Annotated in this window: 25 protein-coding genes and 1 tRNA gene; 18 read left to right on the top strand and 8 right to left on the bottom strand. The window is 69.6% G+C overall.

All coding sequences use genetic code 11. From position 1 onward, the window contains the following. Window positions 1-107: 107 nt before the first annotated feature. Window positions 108-530 carry a hypothetical protein gene (locus AB0L97_RS09345; RefSeq protein ID WP_364426938.1) on the top strand — a complete coding sequence of 141 codons (423 nt, stop codon included), beginning with the start codon at window positions 108-110 and terminating at the stop codon, window positions 528-530. Between the two features lie 21 nt (window positions 531-551). Here AB0L97_RS09345 and AB0L97_RS09340 read toward each other — a convergent pair whose 3' ends face one another. Further along, window positions 552-881, bottom strand: a complete 330-nt coding sequence (locus tag AB0L97_RS09340; protein WP_364426935.1) for a helix-turn-helix domain-containing protein — start codon at window positions 879-881, stop codon at window positions 552-554. Between the two features lie 93 nt (window positions 882-974). On the opposite strand from AB0L97_RS09340, the gene AB0L97_RS09335 reads away from it, so the two are divergent. Both AB0L97_RS09335 and AB0L97_RS09330 read left to right on the top strand, forming a co-directional pair. Continuing rightward, complete coding sequence (locus tag AB0L97_RS09335; RefSeq protein ID WP_355070136.1) at window positions 975-2,189, top strand: MFS transporter; 1,215 nt, start codon at window positions 975-977, stop codon at window positions 2,187-2,189. Between the two features lie 70 nt (window positions 2,190-2,259). Next, window positions 2,260-2,335: transfer RNA gene (locus tag AB0L97_RS09330), tRNA-Gly, on the top strand. 168 nt (window positions 2,336-2,503) lie between these two features. On the opposite strand, the gene AB0L97_RS09325 is transcribed toward AB0L97_RS09330, so the two are convergent. Beyond that, window positions 2,504-3,613: a glycosyltransferase family 9 protein gene (locus AB0L97_RS09325; protein ID WP_364426931.1), complete on the bottom strand. Its 1,110-nt coding sequence runs from the start codon at window positions 3,611-3,613 to the stop codon at window positions 2,504-2,506. Window positions 3,614-3,817: 204 nt separating this feature from the next. On the opposite strand from AB0L97_RS09325, the gene AB0L97_RS09320 reads away from it, so the two are divergent. From AB0L97_RS09320 to AB0L97_RS09300, 5 genes are all read left to right on the top strand, one after another. After that, on the top strand, window positions 3,818-3,949 hold the full coding sequence (locus tag AB0L97_RS09320; protein WP_364426928.1) for a hypothetical protein: 132 nt from the start codon (window positions 3,818-3,820) through the stop codon (window positions 3,947-3,949). Next, window positions 3,949-4,947: a PfkB family carbohydrate kinase gene (locus AB0L97_RS09315; RefSeq protein WP_356961441.1), complete on the top strand. Its 999-nt coding sequence runs from the start codon at window positions 3,949-3,951 to the stop codon at window positions 4,945-4,947. The genes AB0L97_RS09320 and AB0L97_RS09315 overlap by 1 nt, the downstream gene beginning before the upstream one ends. 293 nt (window positions 4,948-5,240) lie before the next feature. Then, the gene (locus tag AB0L97_RS09310; protein ID WP_355070142.1) at window positions 5,241-5,918 is read left to right on the top strand and encodes a PAS and ANTAR domain-containing protein; all 678 of its coding nucleotides are present in this window, start codon (window positions 5,241-5,243) and stop codon (window positions 5,916-5,918) included. Between the two features lie 150 nt (window positions 5,919-6,068). Then, entirely contained in the window at window positions 6,069-6,566 is a 498-nt protein-coding gene (locus AB0L97_RS09305; RefSeq protein WP_364426923.1) for an STAS domain-containing protein, read from the top strand. 89 nt (window positions 6,567-6,655) lie between these two features. After that, window positions 6,656-7,477 (top strand): RNA polymerase sigma factor SigF, encoded by an 822-nt coding sequence (locus AB0L97_RS09300; protein ID WP_364426920.1) that lies wholly within the window; start codon window positions 6,656-6,658, stop codon window positions 7,475-7,477. A 43-nt stretch (window positions 7,478-7,520) separates the two neighbouring features. On the opposite strand, the gene AB0L97_RS09295 is transcribed toward AB0L97_RS09300, so the two are convergent. Further along, complete coding sequence (locus tag AB0L97_RS09295; RefSeq protein ID WP_364426917.1) at window positions 7,521-8,474, bottom strand: helix-turn-helix domain-containing protein; 954 nt, start codon at window positions 8,472-8,474, stop codon at window positions 7,521-7,523. Window positions 8,475-8,854: 380 nt separating this feature from the next. Between AB0L97_RS09295 and AB0L97_RS09290 the strand changes: the two genes are divergently transcribed. After that, window positions 8,855-9,004 (top strand): hypothetical protein, encoded by a 150-nt coding sequence (locus AB0L97_RS09290; protein WP_355070152.1) that lies wholly within the window; start codon window positions 8,855-8,857, stop codon window positions 9,002-9,004. A gap of 46 nt (window positions 9,005-9,050) precedes the next feature. Here AB0L97_RS09290 and AB0L97_RS09285 read toward each other — a convergent pair whose 3' ends face one another. Together AB0L97_RS09285 and AB0L97_RS09280 are read right to left on the bottom strand one after the other, a co-directional pair. Next, window positions 9,051-9,479: a low affinity iron permease family protein gene (locus AB0L97_RS09285; RefSeq protein ID WP_364426913.1), complete on the bottom strand. Its 429-nt coding sequence runs from the start codon at window positions 9,477-9,479 to the stop codon at window positions 9,051-9,053. Between the two features lie 132 nt (window positions 9,480-9,611). After that, the gene (locus tag AB0L97_RS09280; protein WP_364426910.1) at window positions 9,612-10,568 is read right to left on the bottom strand and encodes a YihY/virulence factor BrkB family protein; all 957 of its coding nucleotides are present in this window, start codon (window positions 10,566-10,568) and stop codon (window positions 9,612-9,614) included. 198 nt (window positions 10,569-10,766) lie between these two features. On the opposite strand from AB0L97_RS09280, the gene AB0L97_RS09275 reads away from it, so the two are divergent. Then, on the top strand, window positions 10,767-11,255 hold the full coding sequence (locus tag AB0L97_RS09275) for an FBP domain-containing protein (protein ID WP_364426907.1): 489 nt from the start codon (window positions 10,767-10,769) through the stop codon (window positions 11,253-11,255). 208 nt (window positions 11,256-11,463) lie between these two features. Here the strand turns inward: AB0L97_RS09275 and AB0L97_RS09270 are convergent, their stop codons facing one another. Both AB0L97_RS09270 and AB0L97_RS09265 read right to left on the bottom strand, forming a co-directional pair. Continuing rightward, window positions 11,464-11,895, bottom strand: a complete 432-nt coding sequence (locus tag AB0L97_RS09270) for a YbaB/EbfC family nucleoid-associated protein (RefSeq protein ID WP_364426904.1) — start codon at window positions 11,893-11,895, stop codon at window positions 11,464-11,466. Window positions 11,896-12,010: 115 nt separating this feature from the next. Then, window positions 12,011-12,403, bottom strand: coding sequence for a DUF4440 domain-containing protein (locus AB0L97_RS09265; protein ID WP_355070160.1), 393 nt, complete (start codon window positions 12,401-12,403; stop codon window positions 12,011-12,013). Between the two features lie 91 nt (window positions 12,404-12,494). On the opposite strand from AB0L97_RS09265, the gene AB0L97_RS09260 reads away from it, so the two are divergent. Then, window positions 12,495-13,607 carry an alcohol dehydrogenase catalytic domain-containing protein gene (locus AB0L97_RS09260; RefSeq protein ID WP_364426900.1) on the top strand — a complete coding sequence of 371 codons (1,113 nt, stop codon included), beginning with the start codon at window positions 12,495-12,497 and terminating at the stop codon, window positions 13,605-13,607. 50 nt (window positions 13,608-13,657) lie between these two features. On the opposite strand, the gene AB0L97_RS09255 is transcribed toward AB0L97_RS09260, so the two are convergent. Further along, window positions 13,658-14,092: a MarR family winged helix-turn-helix transcriptional regulator gene (locus tag AB0L97_RS09255; protein ID WP_356961451.1), complete on the bottom strand. Its 435-nt coding sequence runs from the start codon at window positions 14,090-14,092 to the stop codon at window positions 13,658-13,660. A gap of 76 nt (window positions 14,093-14,168) precedes the next feature. Here AB0L97_RS09255 and AB0L97_RS09250 point away from each other — a divergent pair, with 76 nt between their 5' ends. The 7 genes from AB0L97_RS09250 to AB0L97_RS09220 all read left to right on the top strand — a co-directional run bounded on the left by AB0L97_RS09250 (window position 14,169) and on the right by AB0L97_RS09220 (window position 19,571). After that, window positions 14,169-14,615 carry a hypothetical protein gene (locus tag AB0L97_RS09250; RefSeq protein WP_364426896.1) on the top strand — a complete coding sequence of 149 codons (447 nt, stop codon included), beginning with the start codon at window positions 14,169-14,171 and terminating at the stop codon, window positions 14,613-14,615. A gap of 99 nt (window positions 14,616-14,714) precedes the next feature. Continuing rightward, complete coding sequence (gene dapB / locus AB0L97_RS09245) at window positions 14,715-15,461, top strand: 4-hydroxy-tetrahydrodipicolinate reductase (protein WP_364426893.1); 747 nt, start codon at window positions 14,715-14,717, stop codon at window positions 15,459-15,461. Window positions 15,462-15,498: 37 nt separating this feature from the next. Further along, window positions 15,499-15,999: a hypothetical protein gene (locus tag AB0L97_RS09240; protein WP_364426890.1), complete on the top strand. Its 501-nt coding sequence runs from the start codon at window positions 15,499-15,501 to the stop codon at window positions 15,997-15,999. 28 nt (window positions 16,000-16,027) lie between these two features. Further along, window positions 16,028-16,480, top strand: a complete 453-nt coding sequence (locus AB0L97_RS09235; RefSeq protein ID WP_355070171.1) for a flavodoxin family protein — start codon at window positions 16,028-16,030, stop codon at window positions 16,478-16,480. 73 nt (window positions 16,481-16,553) lie between these two features. Beyond that, window positions 16,554-17,273, top strand: a complete 720-nt coding sequence (locus AB0L97_RS09230) for a response regulator transcription factor (protein WP_364427344.1) — start codon at window positions 16,554-16,556, stop codon at window positions 17,271-17,273. Beyond that, window positions 17,237-18,559: an ATP-binding protein gene (locus AB0L97_RS09225; RefSeq protein ID WP_355070173.1), complete on the top strand. Its 1,323-nt coding sequence runs from the start codon at window positions 17,237-17,239 to the stop codon at window positions 18,557-18,559. The genes AB0L97_RS09230 and AB0L97_RS09225 overlap by 37 nt, the downstream gene beginning before the upstream one ends. Next, window positions 18,552-19,571 (top strand): hypothetical protein, encoded by a 1,020-nt coding sequence (locus tag AB0L97_RS09220; RefSeq protein WP_355070174.1) that lies wholly within the window; start codon window positions 18,552-18,554, stop codon window positions 19,569-19,571. The genes AB0L97_RS09225 and AB0L97_RS09220 overlap by 8 nt, the downstream gene beginning before the upstream one ends. Window positions 19,572-19,583: the final 12 nt, after the last annotated feature.

Genomic DNA, 19,583 nt, shown 5'->3' with positions numbered 1-19,583 from the left:
CCCCGCCGCGATACTGTTTCGGCCGCCCGGCCGTCGGTTCTTCGCCGGAGGGCGCTGAACTCGATTGTCCGGGTGTCGGATCCGGCGATCTCTGGCAAGGAGTCGAGATGAACCGAACAAGTCGTGCCCTTCGCCTGCTCGGCGCGGTTTCGCTGTCCGTCGTCGTGCTGGCCGGGTGCGGCGGAACGGACGCGGACGCGGGCGAGCCGGGTGAGCCGACCGAGGCCGCACTGCGCACGGAAGCCACGAAGATGACCGAGGCGCTGGCGAGTCACGACTACGCCGCCGCGTACCGATTCCGTTCCGCGCGTTGCAGGCTCACGCTCAACGAGGACGACTACGTGGCGTCCATGGCGCAGCTGTACGACGGCCGGGACCTGAAGTCGAAGCCGTCGGAGATCACCGTCACCACGTCCGGATCGACCGGGACGGTCACGGTCAAGAATTTCGACGCCCGCGCCGCCCAGGACGACTCGAAGCCCAAGACCTGGACATTCGTCGACGGGCAGTGGCGCTTCGACAACTGCTGACCGCAGACCCGCTCGGCCGGGTCATTCCGGCCGGGCGCGGTTGGCGGCCGCCACGATCGTCGGCACCAGTCCGGGCAGAGCGGACTCGAGTTCGTCGGTGCGCAGACGCTGGCAGGTCTGGCCGTCGATGACCAGGCGCTCGATCACGCCCGCGTCGCGCAGGATCTTGAAATGGTGGGTGGCGGTCGACTTGTTGATCACCTCGTAGAGCGCGCCGCAGCGGACCGCCGTTCCCGCGTTGCTGAGCCGGCGCACCATTTCCAGGCGCACCGGGTCCTGCAGCGCGCTGAGCACCGCGGGCAGGGTGGCCACCGGGGGCGCCTGCTGGTCCGCGTCTCGGACATCGACCATGATCTGGCTCACTCTCGGGTTTGATGATTGTCGTACCGGATGTATCGTCGACTGCTGTTCGATCATCATCAAACCTACCTGATCGGAGTTCCGATGGCAGCGACGATGGCGGTGGCCGTCGACGAGCAGACCTCACAGCGCTGGGCTTACGCCCTGGTGCTGGCGGCCAGCGGCGTGGCGCTGGGGGTTTCGGGCGTTCCCGCGCCGCTCTACGGCATCTATCAGAAACAGTGGCATCTCTCGCCGCTCACCACGACCATCGTGTTCGCGGTCTACGCGGTGGCCGCCCTGGGGGCGGTGCTGGTATCCGGGCGGATCTCCGATGTGGTCGGCCGGAAACCGGTGCTGCTCGGCGCCTTCGCCACAATGGTCGCCGGATTGCTGGTATTCGTGCTCGCCGACAGCGTGCCCATGCTGCTGCTGGCCCGTGCGCTGCACGGCGTCGCGGTCGGCTCGACCGTGGTCGCGGGCGCGGCCGCGCTGCTGGATCTGCGTCCGCACCGCGGCGCGCGGTCCGGGCAACTCAGCGGCGTCGCGTTCAACGTGGGAATGGCGGTGGCGATCTTGGGCTCGGCGCTGCTGGCTCAGTACGCGCCGCATCCGTTGCGGACGCCGTACGTCGTGATCACCGTCGTCTGCCTCGCGATCGGCGTCGGCGTGCTCGCGCTGCGCGAACCGCATTCGGCCCGGGTGGCCGGGCGCATCCGGATCGCGAAACCCGCCGTGCCGCCGGAGATTCGGGCCGACTTCTGGTTCTCGGCCATCGGCGTGATGGCGGCCTGGTCGGTGCTGGGCGTGCTGCTGTCGCTGTACCCCTCGCTGGCCACGCAGCAGACCGGCATCCACAACTTGGTCTTCGGCGGCGCCGTCGTCGCCTCGACCGCCCTCTCCGGCGCCACCGCGCAACTGTTCGCGACCGGCGTGCCCGCTCGGCGGGCCGCGATCCTCGGCGACACCGGCATGGCGCTGGCGCTTGTGCTGACGGTGCCCGCGCTGGCCACACACAACTGGGTGGTGGTGCTCGCCGCGGGCGTCGCGCTGGGCGCGACCTTCGGACTCGGTTTCGGCGGATCGCTGCGCCACCTGTCGGATGTCGTGCCGCAACACAAGCGCGGCGAGACCATGTCGGCGTACTACTTGCTCGCCTATTCGGCCATGGCGCTGCCCACTATCGCGGCCGGTTGGGCGGCCACCACCTGGGGCCTGAGCGCCGTGTTCCCGTGGTTCGTCGGTGTCGTCGCCGTCGCCTGCCTGATCGCGGCCGGTCTCGGCCTGCGCCGCGACCGGTCTGGGGTCGTACGGGCATAGCGGCGATTGGCTTTTTGTCACGAGTGTCCGCTAATGTTCTGTGTCGCATCACGGTCACCGCGATGCGAATGCGGATGTAGCGCAGCTGGTAGCGCATCACCTTGCCAAGGTGAGGGTCGCGGGTTCGAATCCCGTCATCCGCTCCACGAAATCACCCGGCCGCTCCGCCGGGTTCACGCGATCACATCCAGTCGATGGTCACTCGCCATCCCCCGGTGGACCTGCTGTGCGGTACCGGCCAACCAGCGTAGAAGGTGTATCAGTCGCCTGGTGAGCGGTTCCCCCGACTCGCGCGGGTGTGCACCGGTCTGTGGTCAGCGGTGATCGAGCAGATCATCGATGTCGCGGACGACGTCTCGGGCCCGTACGCCCGCGACGAACGACACGTCGTGCGGGCAGCGGGGGAGTTCTTCGTCGGTGCAGTCGCGGTGGCAGACCGGGCAGGCCGTGGTCCACGACATCAGCACCCGGTCACGGGCGCGGCCGAGCGGCCCGGCGTTGATCACGTTGCCGATCCAGAAGATGCCCACGGTCGGGGTACCGAACGCCCTGGCCAGATGACGGGGTCCGCTGTCGTTGCCCACGAAGATCGCACTGCGGGCCAGGACGCCGCACAGCGTGGGCAGCGGCGCGCCGATCAGCGTGCGGACCTGCCGGGTCCGCACGCCGTCGGACGATCGCGCGCCGATACGCCAGCGGAGGTCCTCGACGAGGTCGCGATCGGGCTCCGAGCCCAAGAGGACGACCGCCATGTCCCGGTCGAGGCAGTGGCCGGCGACCTCGGCGAAGCGTTCCGGAGGCCATCGGCGGCGGGGATCTCTGGCTCCGGGATGAACGGCCGCGACCGGCCCGTGCAGGCCGCGCAGGATCTCGGCGGCGGCGGAGCGATCCGCCGGCGTCGGCTCGAGGTGGGGTTCGAGCAGCACGGGCGCCGCGCCGGCCAGGCCGACCACCTCGAGCGCTCGCAAGGTCTCGTGCTGGTAGTAGCGGAACGGCAGCATGCGGGACAGGGGAGCGGCCCCTTCGGCGCGGGAACCCACCGTCCACCGTGGCCGCAAGCTGGTCAGGAAGGGATTCGACCACGCGCCTCCGCCGTGCAGCTGCACACCCAGATCGATCGGGCCCAACCGGTGCCCGCCCGTGCCTCCGTCGCTGCCCTCCCCGTCGACGACCACCACCTCGTCGACGGGGCCTGGCCGGTCGGCCAGCAGCGCGGCGTGCTCGGCGGAACCGAGCAAGATGATGCGGGCGCCGGGATACCTCGCCGCCAGCGCATGGATCGCGGGTAGGGCGAACAGCAGATCGCCGAGACCGCCGCCGCGCAGTACCGCGATGCGCCGCACATCGGGGAAGGTCTCGCCGAGCGGGCCGAGCACCGGACGAGAGGAGACGAGTTCCGCATCGATCGCGCTCGTCTGTCCCATGCGACCTCCTGTGGAGACGATCCGACGGCCCGGAACGAATGTCGTCGTTCTACCCGGGGTCCGACGGCACAAACCGCGCCGCATCCGAGACGGAATGTTTCGGCGCGTTCGGTCCGGGCATGTCCGCACGTGCGGGCTTCGCCGTGAGGCCCGGATCGGTAACTGCGCGTTCCATCCAATCGTCCTCGGCGAACGGAGACAGCAGTGCAGATCGTCACGGTGTCCGAGCACGCGGGCCCGACGGCCGGATCCGGTGGCGACGGCCGTGGCGGGAGCGCCGCCGAAGCCCGGCACCTGTCGGCCGACTTCGGGTCTTCCCAGCTGGAGCGGCCGTGATGGCAGCGGGCGACCCGCTCGTCGTGATCGGCGACGCGCTGCTCGACATCGATGTCGAGGGCCGCGCCGACCGATGCAGCCCGGATACGACCGCTCCCGTCGTCGACGTCGCGCACCGGACGTTCCGCCCCGGTGGCGCGGGATTGGCGGCCCGGCTCGCCGCGGCGCAGGAGCGCGAAGTGGTGCTGATCGCGGGCTTCGCGGAAGACGAGGCGGCTGCCCGGCTGCGCGGGCTGCTGGACTCGCACGTGCGGGTCATCGCCCTTCCCCAGCGCGGTTCGACGGTCTGCAAGCAGCGAGTGCGGGCGATCGGCCCCTGCGCCCCGAACGGCCACGCCCGTGCCCGGCAGTCCCGGCGGCCCATCCTGATCACCAGAATCGACTCCGGCGCCGGGCAGGTCGGCGCCGACCTGCTTCCCGACGAGGCGGTCGCCGTGCTTGCGGCGGCGCGCGCGGTCCTGGTCTCGGACTATGGTGGCGGCGCCGCGGCCCACCCGCAGATCCGTGGGCTGCTGCGCGCCCACGCCGACCACGTTCCGATCGTCTGGGACCCCCATCCCCGCGGACCCGTACCGATCCCGGGCGCGGCCCTGGTCACCCCGAATCACGCGGAAGCGCTCACCCTGCTGTCCGGGCGGCTCGACGACGGACCTGACCTGTGGAGGCTCGCCAAAGGGTGGGCTGTCGGGGCGATCGCGGTGACCCTCGGAACGGAAGGGGCCCTGGTCTGCCTGCGCGCGTCGGGCAAACGCCTGCGCATCCCGCTTCCGTCCGTGGCAAAGGCGCCGGATGGCGCCGACACCTGCGGTGCGGGGGACAGCTTCGCCGTTGCCGCGGCAGCCCGCTTGGCCGAGGGGCGTGGACCGGAGAGCGCGGTGCGCCGCGCGGTGCTCGCGGCAGCCGAGTTCGTCGGGTCGGGCGCCGCCGCCGCGTTCTCGGAGACGGAAGCGGCGACGGTTTCCGGAGCGTCCGCCGCCTGGGACCGGCTGTGGACCTGATCCGCCTGCCTCGAAAACCTTGTGTACCAAGCGATCACCCCGAAGTTCGGAAACCGCGTCCTGCCTCGCTTTTCCGGCGGTAACCGAACCTCCTCGTGCCCGAGCCCGCCGCAGATGACATACTGGGTTCGCAGGTCACCGGCTGCCATCACGATGTGCGCGCGCCGGCCGTTGAGTCAACAGCGGATTCTCGGCCGAACGCGCCCGTGTCCGCGCGATCCCGTCGAAGGGATGGCGGCGGTGCCGTGGTGTCGCGGCCGCAAGCCCCTGTACCTCGGAGAGGCATTGCATTCATGACTCAACACGTGCAACCCCACATGTCCGACGTGCTCGCAGATAGCTCCATGCCGTCGGACCAGCCCGCGGTGGGAAGCTTCCGGTTCTGGTTCGCCACCCGTCGCTGGGAATGGTCGGCCGAGGTGTATCGCATGCACGGCTACCGGCCCGGTGAGATCGAGCCCACCACGGAGTTGTTGCTGGCGCACAAGCACCCGGACGACCGCACGCACGTCGCCGAGATCATCGAGCGCGCCATCGACCGAGGGGAGACCTTCTCGAGCAGGCACCGGTTCATCGACCTGTCCGGTCAGGAACACACCGTGCTCGTCGTCGCCGACCGGATCCTGGACGACGCCGGCACCGCCGTCGGCACCTCCGGTTTCTACGTCGACCTCTCCGGCACCATCGCCGAAGCGCACCAAGCCATGCTCGCCGCGACCCTGCCCGGACTCTACGAGAATCGCGCGGTGATCGAGCAGGCCAAAGGGGTGCTCATGCGCATCTATCAGATCAGCGCAGATCAGGCGTTCCAAGTGCTGCGCTGGCGTTCTCAGGAGACCAACACCAAATTGCGAGCGCTCGCCCAGCAACTGATCGCCGAACTTCCGCTCGTCCCGCCGCCACCTGCGGACCTGGTCGCCGCGTTCGACCACATCCTGCTCACCGTCCATCACCGGATACCGCCCGACTGATCGTGCGAGAGGCGGCCCCCCGGCGATGCGGGCATTTCGTTTTTCGGACCGATGTTCCGTGGGACTTCGTCTAACGCGCTGACATGCACGTCGATGGCTGTCAGGCTCGAGCATGCGGTCTCGTGCCGACACCGGCCGCGGGAGGTGCGCATGACCTGTCAGTACGGCGTGAAAGGCATCCGGACCGCGGATGGTCTGCTCGTGGTGACGCACGGTGAACTGGACGCCGCGAGCGCCGACGAGTGCTTCACCGCGATCATCGATGTCGTCGAAAACTACTGCGACACAACTGCGAATCTTACTTCGGTCGTGATCGACCTCTGCGAGCTGCGTTTCCTTTCCTGCGCGGGCGTCAGTATGGTGCTGCGGCTGGCGGGATGGGCTGCGCGAGCGGGCATCTCGGTCGGCGTGACCGTGCCCGACGACGGCCCCGTGCGGCGCATCGTGGAGGTCCTCGGAGTGGGACGGAGCGTGCCGGTCGTCGCGTGCCCGGCGCCTGCGGTACACGGCGGTGCCCACGACCCGCGCGAGTGCCGTACGTCCGGAGTTCCGCTCCGGCGGCGTCCGGCGCTGACCCGCGGTCCCGAGAACGCAGATCCACGCTGTCGGCCGTCCGATTTACGAACAAGACCGCCCACGAGCGCTTGAGGCAGCCGCCGGGCGGTACCCCGCGATCATCGCCTCGTTCACCACCGGTGAGCGCGTCGATCGCTGGACAACGGGAATCGAGGAAGCTCATGTCATTGGCGACCGCGAACCACAGGACCGCCACACCCCGCCGGACGCGGCGCGGAACCGACAGCTACGACGGCATCGAACCGTGGCTGGAGAAACTGTCCGCGATGGACGAGAACGATCCCGAACGCTCGCGATTGCGGGAAGCGATTCTGCGGCGGTGTCTACCGCTCGCCGAGCACATCGCCCGTCGCTTCGTCGGTCGCGGGGAAAACTACGACGATCTGTACCAGATCGCGGCTGTGGGGCTGGTGCTCGCGGTCGATCGGTTCGACCCGGCGCGGGGACCGTCGTTCCTGTCGTTCGCGGTCCCCACGATCATGGGCGAGGTGCGTCGCCACTTCCGCGACCACAGCTGGGCGGTGCGGGTGCCGCGCCGGATCAAGGAGATCCAGTTGACCATCGGCCCGGCCGTGGAGCGGCTCTCCCAGCGCCTGGAACGGATGCCGACCGCGCTGGAGATCGCCGTGGAGTTGAACCTCGACCTGACGGAAGTCACGCAAGCGCTGCTGGCAGGCAACGCCTATTCCACGAACTCGATCGACGCCGTCGTCGAGGACGACGACACCGGCAGCACCTCGGTCCGGATCGCGGAGACCTTCGGCGAGGAGGACCCGTCCTACGAGTTGACCGACGAGGCCCTGGCGATCACTCCGCTGCTCGCCGAACTGCCCGAGCGAGAGCGGCGCGTGCTGCACATGCGCTTTTTCGAATCGCGCACGCAAGCACAGATCGCCGCGGTGCTCGGCGTCTCGCAGATGCACATCTCCCGGGTGCTGGCACGGACGCTCGCCGAGCTGCGCGAGCGCGCCATGCGGGACTGACCGCGGTCGCCCGGACTCGCCGCGGGCCGAAGGCCCCGCCGCGTCACGCGCTGAGCGTCGTGTGCGGGGGTCGGCCGTACGCGCCGCGATAGGCGGTCGCGAATCGTCCCGGGTGAGCGAAGCCCCAAGCCGCGGCGATGGAGGTCACTGTGTGCCCGTCGTCGGGCGAGAAGTCGCGCAGTTGTTCGTGCGCCCCGCGCAGGCGAAGCCGCCGCAGATACGCCATGGGCGTGGTGTCCAGATGGCGGCGGAACGCCAGTTGCAGCGCACGGGCGCTGACATAGGAGGCCGCGGCGATGTCGGCCACGCTGATGTCCTCGCACACATGTGCCTCGATGTACGCCACTGCGCGCCGCACGGTGTCGGGATGGGCGTCGTTGCGGTCGCTCGCCGTCGGATCCAGGTGTGCGGTGCTCGGCAGGGTGTGCAGCACGGTGGCGGCCAGGTACTGCACGGCGGTGGATGCGATCAGCCGCGCCTCACTGGCCACAGGATCCGCGGCGAGACCGCGCATATGCCCCAGCACGTCGGACAGATGCCTCGCCGCGACCGCGGAGACCGGGCGATGACCCGTCAGGCGAACCGGCTCCAGGTCGTGCTCGGGGCTCGCGGCCGCCACCCGGGTCAGCAGCGCGGGATCGAACATCGTGATGCGGTAGCGGGCATGGTGGACCACCCCGGAGTACGGCAGGTCCGGTGGCGTGAGCAGCCCGAGTTCACCGGACTGGAAGAAGTCGGTGGTGCCGTCGGCATAGTTCTCTTCGATCGACCCCGAGCCCACCTCACACAGGCAGATCTTGCCCAGCGGATGAGCGTCGTACTTCATGTCGAAGCTCAGGTCGAGATCATCCAGGCTGACCGGACCGAGCATCTTCCGGGTGATGTCCGTGCGCACCGCCACACCGGTGCTGGTGCCGATCCGCATCCTGGTGTAGTTGGAATTGAGGAATTCCTCTGTGTCGCCCAAACTGTCGCTGTGGAAGGCCAATGACTCCATTGCTGCGACACTCCTGCTGTTTCGATAAGGCATCCCGCCCAGCACGTCGTAAAAGGTTTGTCGAGCGACTCTGCTTCGACGTGCGGCCTGGTCACAACCGTGGTCGATTCAGGCGAGGCGCGCGGTTGGTACCACCAACTGCGACGAGGCTCCGATCCCGCACGCACCGAGATGAGGTGAATACCCGCTCCGGCTGCGTTTCAACCGTCGGGAGACCTCTACTCTACCCGCCGCGCGGCGATCGCATCGGGCACCTGGGAGGAGCACGGGCGGGTGGCGCGGGCATCGACGTGTTTCGTCCGCACCTCAGCGGCCACCCTGACCACGAAGGGCGCGGTGGCGTCCTTCGACAACGCCGTCCCGAGAGACGAGGAGGTCCTATGGTTTCGCAGGACACGATCGCGCAATTGCGCCAGGACATCACCACCGCCTCGGACGCGGGTGACGAGGCGAATGCCGAGCGCCTGCGCCGTGAGCTCGCCGAAGCGATCCGGGAAGCCGACAAGAGCGGCGAGACCGAGCAGCGGTGACGGATCGGCGGACGCGCAGGCCGGCTGCTGCCGGCCTGCGCGCCGATCATCCCGCGCTCTCCCGATTCTCGAGGCCGACGGCGTCGGTGAGTTCGCGGCGGTGACGCAGGAGTTCGGGGTGCTCGGAACTCAGCTCGCGCATCAGATCGCCCAGCCCGTCGGCGATGGCGTTGAGCTTCTGCTGGATGGCGGCGTCGGAGCGGCTCTGAGTGTTCTGCAGCAACGCGACGAGCAGGAACGTGATGATCGTCGTCGCGGTGTTGATGACCAGTTGCCAGGTGTCGACGCTCGGCAGCAGGAAGATCGTCGGCGCCCACACCAAGACCAGGATCACACAGAAGACGAAGAATCCCGCTTTGGAGGCCAGTGCGCTGGCCGCTGTCGCGAAGCGGTCGAACACCGACAGTTTCCCCTTGATGTCCGACGGCATGGTGGCGGGCTTTCCGGCGACGGAGTTTTCAGTGCGCTGAGCCATGCGAATCCTCTCGAAAATGCCCGATCCAGACGGGCTTCGATTTACCTGACCGGACGGGTTCAAACGCCGTGTGCGGCGTGGCTGTGTCACCGATGCGCCGGCGCTTCCCCGCGAAACCCTTGCGGTTGTCGCTCATTCGTCCGGCTCGTCGCGCGGCGGCAAGTAGGGCTCGGCATCCTCGGGGTGGCCGCCTGCGATGCTGCGCGCACGCGCGAGTTCGGCATCGAGTTCCGCGCCCAGCAGGATCGCGATGTTCGAGATCCACAGCCAGACGAGGAAGACGACCACGCCACCAAGAGAGCCGTAGACCCGGTTGTAGGAGCCGAAGTGGCCGACATAGAAAGCGAACCCCCAGGACGCGCCCGCCCAGAGGAGAACGGCTATGGCGCTACCGGGCGTCAGCCAGCGGAATCCCGGCTGCCGCACGTTCGGCGCCGCCCAGTACAGCAGGGCGAAGACCAGACCGATCAGTGCCATCATCACCGGCCACTTGACGATGCCCCACACTGTGATCGTGGCGTGCCCGAGGCCGAGCCACCGGCCGATCTGCTCGGCCAGCGAACCGCTGACGACGACGCCGACGGTGCAGGCGCCCAGCAGGACCACCACCGCGGCGGTCAGGGCGACCCGCACCGGCACGGTCTTCCAGACGGGCCGCCCCTCCGCGATGTCGTAGATGGCGTTGGTCGCGCGCATGAACGCGCCGATGTAGGCGGACGCGGTCCACAGCGCCGACGCCAATCCGAGCAATGCCAGCGGTCCGGCGGGTGCTTGCGCTTGCTCTATGTTGTTCACCGCGTCGACAAGCAGATCGGTACCGCTGCCCGGCGCGATCTCGCGCATGGTGTCGATCAGCGCCTTGGTGTCGTCGCGTCCCAGCATGCCCAGTCCTGCGGTCAACACGATCAACCCCGGAAACAGCGACAGCACGCTGTAGTACGTCAGCGCCGCGGCCCAGTCGGTGAGATTGTCCCTTTGGAACTCGCCGACCGACCGCTCGACCACGCCCGACCACGACCGCCACGGCAGATCCGCGGGCCCGCGCAGCCGGCGTCGCACCGCAAACCTCTTCTGCAATCCCTGCGCCACCCGCCTCACCTCCGCTCGCGACGGATACCCGGCAGGTGGGCTCCGAAACAGATTCGGAGGCAGTGATGTTCGATGATTTCGGCGCACTCGATGGGTGCTGGGCGCGGTGCGCGGAGGGCGGAAAATCCGTTGTTCCCCGTAGCACGGAACCGTAACGTCGCTCGAGTTTGTCCACCGATCGACCGAAGGAGACCCATCGTGGAACCCGTCACCGAACGCGACATCAGGTCGTCGTTCGTCAACTGTTCGAAAGGCGACGCCAAACGGCTGCCGGTACCCAAGGACCTGGACGAACGGCCCTGGGCGGATCTGGACTTCCTCGGCTGGAGCGATCTGTCTCTGCCCGGGCGCGGCTACCTGGTCGTCCCGCGGGACGACCGCTTGGTGGGCGTGGCGCTGCGCTATGCGACCGGCGGCACCGGCCGGGCGCAGATGTGCACGATCTGCCTGACCACCCATACCGGCGGCGGGGTCTCGCTGATGACCGCGCACAAGGCGGGCGAATCCGGCCGTAGGGGCAACTCGGTCGGCACCTACATGTGTACCGATCTCGCTTGCTCGCTCTACGCGCGCAACAAGAAGCGCCCCGCACTCGGGAGCCGATACCGCGAGGACCTCACGCCAGAAGAGAAGATCGAGCGGGTGCGCGACAACCTGAACACGTTCCTGGCGAAGCTGTACGCCTGATTCTCGCGCCCATCCACCGGCAGCCCGTGCGCTGCCCGCCAGAACGGAGGTAGATGCCATGTGCCGACATTCGACAACCGCACTATCGAGCCACCTCACACCGCAACGGGACTCGGGGTGGCCGTGGTTCCTCGCCGGTCGAGTCGGCCCGGAGCGCCCGGGTCGTCCCGTCCGGCGAGGAATCACCGCTCCGGAGATACCGAGCGCATCAGCCCGTCGGTTCGTCGTGCGCGGGTTCCCACACCGCGCGCAAGCTGGGGGCGCCGGGGACCAGATCGGGCAGGTCGGGGATCGAGCCTGCCTCGGCGACGATCGGAGCGATGATCGCCGCGTGCTGTTCACGGGCCAGCCGAGCCGCTTGTCTGCCCGCTTCGGCGACCGAACGGCCCAGCTGTTCCGGTGTGCCGCGCAGCGCGGTCGGCGCGAACCGTACGTCGACGAGGATGCCCGCCGCGTCCACGGTCACCTCCACCGACTTGTCCGCCGACGCGGCCGTGCACCGCACGGCGGCCAGCTTGTCGCGCACCTCCGACAGGTGGGTGCGCTGCTCGGCTAGCGCATCGAGGATGTGGTCCACCTGGTTGCGGATTCCGCTGTTGGCGGAGCGCAGCCCGTCGCGTTCCCACCGGTCCACCGGCACCGACCTCCTCGAGTCCACCTTGTTCCCGACCGTCGAACCGCGTCCGGGAACGAGGTCGAAATTGTCCGGCAGGCGGGACGCGAACGCATCGCGCGCATCCCGATGCTGGGAAGGGTCAGGTCGGTGCGGACTCGGTCTCGTGCACCGTCAGCCAGCGAACCGCGCCGGGGTCATCGGTGGTCAGCACGGCGGTCACCCGGCGGCTGGTGACGCTTCCGGCCGTCCGATGTGTCTCCAGGAATCGCACCACCGCGATGTCGCCGGAGCGCAGGAGTTCCTCGACTTCGGACACTTCGATCGCCAATCCGGGCAGAGCGTTTCGCGCGCCGCGGACACCCGCGAGCAACGCGCCGCGCCCGAGTACTTCGCCACCGGTCGTCACCATGCTGAACCGCTCGTGCTGCGCCGCGGCGAATCGCTCGAACACCTCCGCCTGCGCTTGCGACCCGAGCCACGTGGCGAGGTCGGCGTGCAACCGCTCGACCGCATCCACCAGATCCACACCCATGCGCGGCATCGTACGCAGGCGGCGACCGACGTGGCGAGGAGCGGCGACCGTCCCATGTGCCCGGACCGCAGGGCGCGGTAGCGTCGGCGGCATGAAGATTCGTGGAGCGGTCCTGGAGCAGATCGCGGCGCAGGCGCCCTTCGCCGAGTCGGCGCCCATCACCGTGTGCGATCTGGAGCTGCGCGAGCCGGGGCCGGGAGAACTGCTGGTCCGGATCGAGGCGGCGGGGATCTGCCATTCGGACCTGTCCGTGGTGGACGGTAACCGGGTCCGGCCGGTGCCCATGCTGCTTGGCCACGAGGCCGCGGGCCGGGTGGAAGCGGTCGGTCCCGGTGACGGCGATATCGCGGTCGGGCAGCGCGTGGTCATGACGTTCCTGCCGCGGTGCGGTGAGTGCGCGGGGTGCGCGACCGACGGTCGCACGCCTTGCGTGCCCGGCAGCGTCGCCAACAACGCGGGCGAATTGCTCAACGGCGGCAGGCGGTTGTCCCGTGACGGCGCCGAGGTGCACCACCATCTGGGTGTGTCCGCTTTCGCCACCCACGCGGTGGTGGATCGCAGGTCGGTCGTGCCGGTCGAGGACGACGTGCCCGCCGAGGTCGCCGCCGTCCTCGGTTGCGCCGTGCTGACCGGCGGTGGCGCTCTGCTGAACTCGGCGCGACCCGGCGCCGGTGACCGGGTGATGGTCGTCGGCCTGGGCGGCGTCGGGATGGCGGCGGTGCTGGTCGCGGTGTCGCTCGCCGCCGAGGGACACGAGGTGATCGCGGTCGACACCGTGCCGGAGAAGCTGGCGCTCGCCCGGGAATTGGGCGTGCACGCGGCGTACACCCCGGCCGAGGTCGCCGAGTTCGGTGTGCAGGCCGAGGTGGTGGTCGAGGCGGCGGGCAACGTCCGTGCCTTCGAGACCGCCGTCGCCGCGACCGCTCCGGGCGGCACGACCGTGACGGTCGGACTGCCCGCTCCCGACGCCCGTGCCAGCATCTCGCCGTTGGCGCTGGTCGCCCAGGGGCGCTCCATCGTCGGCAGCTACCTCGGTTCCGCGGTGCCGTCGCGGGACATCCCCGAGTATGTCCGCATGTGGCGGGCGGGAAGTCTGCCGGTGGAGCGGCTCGTCTCGGCGCACGTCGGGCTCGACGAAATCAACCGCGCCATGGACGAACTCGCCGCGGGCCACGCCTTGCGGCAGGTCATCGTCTTCGACTGACCTGGCGCGCCGCAGGAGCCCGCTCGACCGCGGCGTGCGGCGCGCGTCGCTCAACCGGCGGGCCGGTCCATCCGGTCGACGAATCGCTCCAGCAGGCGGGCGAACTCGGCGCGCTCGGCGGGGGTCCAGTCGGCCATGGCGGCGGCCATGGCGGCGCGCCTGCCCGCTCTGGCCTCGGCCACCGCGTGGTTCCCGGCGGCGGTCAGCCGCAGGACCGAACGCCGTCCGTCGCGCTGATCGGCGACGCGTTCCAGCAGGCCGGAGGACACCGCCTGGGCTGCGAGGCGGCTGGCCCTCGGCTGATCCACGCCGAGCGCGGGAGCGAGCGCGCCGACCGTGTCGGCCGCGCCGTCGGCCACGGCGTCCAGCGCGCGGAACACCGCGACCGGAATCGCGCCGTCGCTCAGCGCACCGCGTGTCTGCCTGCGCCGGATCCGAACCATCGCCGCTTCGACGGCGACGGTGATCGCATCGTCCTCGTCCATTCGCTCACTTTGTCATGCCCGGAATTTATATGTAATAGTACATGTAGTTGTTGACATGCATAGATTGGAAGTGGTCATGGCCGTTCATCGCCCCATCGGGTACTGGCTGGTGGAGCTCGATCGACTGATCAACCAGCGCTTCGACGAAGACCTCGCCTCGGGTCGACTCACTCGCAGGCGCTGGCAGGTGACGCACTCGCTGGCCGACGGACCGCAGCGCGCCGATGACATCCGCCACGCGCTCGACACGTTCTGGACCGACGACTCCGAATGGCCGACCGAACTGGCCGGACTCGTCGCCGACGGGCTGGTCTCCGACAACGGTGGCGTGCTGTCGCTGACCGCTGAGGGCCGCATCACCCACGACCAGGCATTCGTTCGGATCGCCGAGCGTAGAAGGCAATTCGCGGAGGGAATCAGTGACGAACAGTTCGCCGCGACCGTGCGGACCCTCCAGCGGATGGTCGAGAATCTCGGCGGCGTGCCGAACTCGGAGATCGGGGAACCGCAGCGGGCGCGATAGGCGGTTGCCGCCCTTTCGCGGGGCACTGTCGGGCGGCGGGTTCGCGGTCGGCCCGGCCCATTAGGCTGATCCCGACCGGAAACGGAACGAGGAGGTGCGGTGGCCATTCGGGTCGGAGTGCTCGGAGCGCGAGGCAAAGTCGGACAGGCGATCTGCGCGGCGGTGACGGCGGCGGACGATCTGGAACTGGTCGCCGCCGTCGACAAGGACGATTCGCTCGACGGGTTCGTCGCGGCGGATACCCAGGTGGTCGTCGACTTCACCCACCCCGACGTGGTGATGGGGAATCTGAAGTTCCTGGTGGAGCACGGCATTCACGCGGTGGTCGGCACCACCGGTTTCGATGAGGCTCGCTTGGCGGAGGTGCGGAGCTGGTTGTCGGGTCGCCCAGAAGTCGGCGTGCTGATCGCGCCGAACTTCGCCATCGGCGCGGTGCTGACCATGCGTTTCGCCGAGCAGGCCGCCCGGTTCTTCGAATCGGTGGAAGTCATCGAGTTGCACCACCCCAACAAAGCGGACGCGCCGTCCGGGACCGCCTACCGCACCGCGGGCTTGATCGCCGCCGCCCGGGACAAAGCGGGCCTGAACCGCAGTCCCGACGCGACGACAACCGAGCTGGAGGGTGCGCGCGGCGCCGAGGTGGACGGGGTGCGGGTGCACTCGGTGCGGCTCGCCGGTCTGGTCGCCCACCAAGAGGTGCTGTTCGGCACGCAGGGTGAGACGCTCACGATCCGGCACGACTCGATCGACCGCTCGTCGTTCGCCCCCGGTGTGCTGCTCGGCGTGCGTGAGATCGCGAACCGCCCCGGCCTCACCGTCGGGCTCGACCCGTTCCTGGACCTGTGAGCCGGCGGCGAGCGCCGCGGCGGGCTGGAGCGCGACCGTGAGCGGCTCGGAGCCTGCCGAGCGCAAGGGCAGCGGGGAAATCGTCAAGGTGGTCGCGCCGATCGCGGCGCTCATCTTGGTGCTCGTGTTCTATTTCCTGCTGCTCGGCCGGATCGCGTTCAGCCTGATCGGTTCGGGCGAGGTGGCGGCGATCGTGATCGGCGTCGGCGTGCTGATCCTGCCGCTGCTGGGCGTCTGGATCGTCGTGGCCACGGTGCGTGCGGCCCTGGCGCATCAGCAACTGGCGCGGCGCATCCACGACGAGGGCCTGGAACTCGACACCTCCGCGTTGCCGCGCCTGCCGTCCGGCCGCATCGAACGTGCGGCCGCCGACGAGCTCTTCGCGACGGTCAAGGCGGAGTGGGAGGCCGACCCGGACAACTGGCGCGTCTCCTACCGCCTCGCGCGCGCCTACGACTACGCCGGTGACCGCACCAGGGCCCGCGAGACCATGCGCCGCGCGGTCGCCCTGGAACGGCACGAGCGCGGCACCGACTGACGAGCGCGCGGGCCGATACCATCGCAGGGTGGCCCGGTTGCTGATCATCCATCACACGCCGTCCCCGCACATGCAGGCGATGTTCGAGGCCGTCGTCTCCGGGGCCACGGACCCCGAGATCGAAAACGTGGAGGTGGTGCGCCGAGCCGCGCTGGCCGTCACCGCGTCCGACGTGCTGGCCGCCGACGGATATCTGCTGGGCAGTCCGGCGAACCTGGGATACATGAGTGGTGCGCTCAAGCACGCGTTCGACACGTTCTACTATCCGTGCCTGGACTCCACGCGCGGGCGTCCGTACGGCATGTATCTGCACGGCAACGAAGGCACCGAGGGCGCCGAGCGCGGGGTGGCGAGCATCACCACCGGACTGGGCTGGGAGCAGGCCTCCGCCGCGGTCGTGGTCTCCGGTCCGCCCGCCAAGGAGGATTTGCAGCGGTGCTGGGAGCTGGGCGCCACGCTCGCGGCCGGGCTGATGCCCTGATCCCCCGAATTCTGGTGTCTGACCATGGCGCACCATTGCCCGGCATACTGTCTGCGATGTTGTCGCGGTGGGGATGTGGACGAGTACCTCGGGATGGGAGAGCCAGGTGACCTGGGCCGAAGGGAGCGAGAACGCCCCGCGCCGAATCGGATTGGTCGAGGACCACGAATCGGTCGCGATCGGTCTCGCCGCGATGCTCGCGCGGGAAACGGATCTCGATCTGGTGCTGACCGCGGGCACCGTGCCGGAACTGCTGTCCGCCGCCGACGGCGCGCCGAAGCTGGATCTGGTGGTGCTGGACCTGCGGCTGGCCGACGGGTCCTCGCCCGAGGACAACGTGCGCGCCCTGCGTGACCGCGGCATCGAGGTGCTGGTATTCACCGGCGCGGACAACGCCTTCCTGGTGCGGTCCGCCGCGCGCGCCGGGGTGCTCGGTGTGGTGCGCAAGTCCGAGGACGCGCCGACGGTCGTCGCCGCCGTGCGCCGTGCGGCCAGCGGCGAACAGGTGGTCACCACCGACTGGGCGGCCGCCATCGACGGCGATCCGCAGTTGTCCGACGTGGGCCTGAGCCCGCGCCAGGAGGAAGTGCTCACGCTGTACGCGTCCGGCGAGAAGGCATCCCGGGTCGCGCGGTTGACCGGCCTGTCCGAGCAGACGGTCAACGACTACCTCGGCCGGATCCGGCAGAAGTACGCCGACGCCGGTCGTCCGGCGCCCACCAAGACCGACCTCTACAAGCGGGCGGTGGAGGACGGGTGGCTGCCGGTTCCCGAGCGGCAGCCGCGCGGATGACCGCGTCCAGCATGCTGGACACTCCGTCGCACCCCCGTTCCCGCCCGCTCGACCGGCCGCGTGCGAGCCGTTGGCGTCGCGGAGTCGTCGCGCTGTCCAGGGAGAAGGTCTCCGAGGGCGCCGCCGATCGCATCCTGCGCCGGTTCGGTTTCGCCATCGGCATCGCCGGCGTGATCGCCGCGATCGTGGAACTGCCCGAGATCGCCGATCAAGGCCGTTTCGTGCCCGTTCAGTGGACGATCGTCGAGGTGGTGCTGGCGTTCGGACTGTTCCCGGTGCTCGCGGTCGTTTCGGTCGGAATGGGCCCGCGCGTGATCCAGCGGGTGGCCGGTGCGGCGGCGGTGAGTTTCCTCGGGGCGATGGCGGTGGTTCCGGTGGCGTACGCGGCGCCGAATGCCGAAGCGGCTTCGGTGTGGCTGTATCGGGTGTTGGCACTCGGCGTGCTCGCGGCCGTGCTCGCCTGGCGCCCACCGCTGGCCGTGGCCTACCTGGTGGTGGGTGCGGCGTTCAGCGCGCTGGCCAATCTGGTCGTGCTGCGGGAGACCACCGCACTCGCGCTGCTGGGCGATTTCGCCAGGGCGGCGGGACTGAGCGCGCTGTTCCTGTGGTGCGTGATCTATGCCAGGGCGGCGGCGGCCCGAGTGGATCGTGAGTCGGCGATCGAGAGCAGCCGCGCGGCGGCGGTTGCGGGCACGGCGGCCCGGGAACGGGAACGAGCGCGATTCGCCGCGCTGATCCACGACGCCGTGCTGTCCACTCTGCTGGATGCCTCTCGCACCGGGACCGAATCTCCGGTGCTGCGCCGCCAAGCTGAACGGACCCTGGAACAACTCGACGAGTGCCGGGGCGCCGAGATCGAACCCGACCGGCTGGACGCGCAATCCGCGATCGGGTTCCTGCGCTCGGCCGTGCACGAGGTGAACCCCGGTATCCGGTTCACCACGCGGCGCTGGGCCGGATTCGACGATCTGCACCTGCCGGTGGACGCCGCGAGCACGATCGCGGCCGCGCTGGCCGAGGCCGTGCGCAACAGCCTGCGGCACGCCACCGTCGTCGGGCGAGAGGTGCGCCGGACCGTCACTGTGACGATCAGCGCCGGCGGGATTCGCGTGGTGTTCCGCGACGACGGAGCGGGCTTCGACCTGAGCGCGGTGCCCGTCGATCGGCTCGGCATCTCGGTGAGCATCCTGGGCCGCATGCGTCAGCTGTCCGGCGGCGCCGGGTTCGTGGAATCCGAGCCGGGCGAGGGAACGACCGTGACGCTGGTGTGGGGCGGAAATGGCTGAGACGGAAACCGAATTCGGGTTGCGCGATCTGCTCGGGCTCCGCGACCGCGCGGCCTGGTTGTTCCTGGTCGTGCTCGAAGCGACCATCGTGCTGTACATGGTCCGGAACTTCTCGGAATCGCCGGTGGCCGCGGCGGTCGCGGCACTGGTCGTGCTGGCGCTGGCCGGTGTCGTGGTGATGGCGGCGCCGACCGACCCGCTGCCTTGGCCCGCGACCGTGTTCGTCGCCGCCTCCGGACCGCTGGCCACCACCCTGACCTCGTTCGATGTCGAGCACGGTTGGTCGAAGCAGGTGTGGACGGCGTTCGCCGCGTCCTACGTGCTGGCCGTGCTGGTGCTGCGCGGACGATCGGCCGCGGCCTGGCTCGGTGTCGCCGGCATCGGCGTGGTGATCGCCGTGGTCGGTGTGGTGGCGGGCCTGCGGGAGGGCGTCGTCGTCGGTTCGATCGTGCCGGTCGCCACGGTCGCCGGGGTTTCCCTGTTCGCGGCGATCATGCGGCCCACCCAGCGATCGCTGCGGCTGCTGCGCGACGAAGCGGCCATGCGCGCCGCCGCCGAAGCCGCCATGGCCGCGGAGAACTCCGAACGCACCCGTCAGCTGGCTCGGTTGGACGCGGTGGCGCGCCCGATCCTGGAACGCATCGCCGACGGCGACGAACTCACCGCCGCCGAGCGGGAACAGTGCAGGCTCCTGGAAGCCGAACTCCGCGACGGGCTTCGGGCCCCGCAGCTGGCCACCGATCAACTCAACAGCGCCGCCCGCGGAGCGCGCTCCCGCGGTGTCGAGGTGATCCTGCTCGACGACGGCGGTTTCACCGGCGTCCCGCATCGGGTGCGCCAGCAGGTGATCGACGCCGCCACCAAAGAACTGGACGCCGCCAATGACGGTTCGGTCACCGTCCGCATCCTCCCGACCGGCCGCCGCATCCTGGCTACCGTCCTGGCTACCGCGTCGGACCGCGACCGCCGCACGGAGATCGACGCCACGGGCGCGGTCACGGTATCCACCTGACCTGTCGGTACC

This window comes from Nocardia sp. NPDC051911, from assembly GCF_040681035.1.
GTDB lineage: Bacteria > Actinomycetota > Actinomycetes > Mycobacteriales > Mycobacteriaceae > Nocardia > Nocardia sichangensis.
The sequence above is the reverse complement of the archived record's forward strand: the minus strand, read 5'-3'. Positions and strand labels throughout refer to the sequence as shown.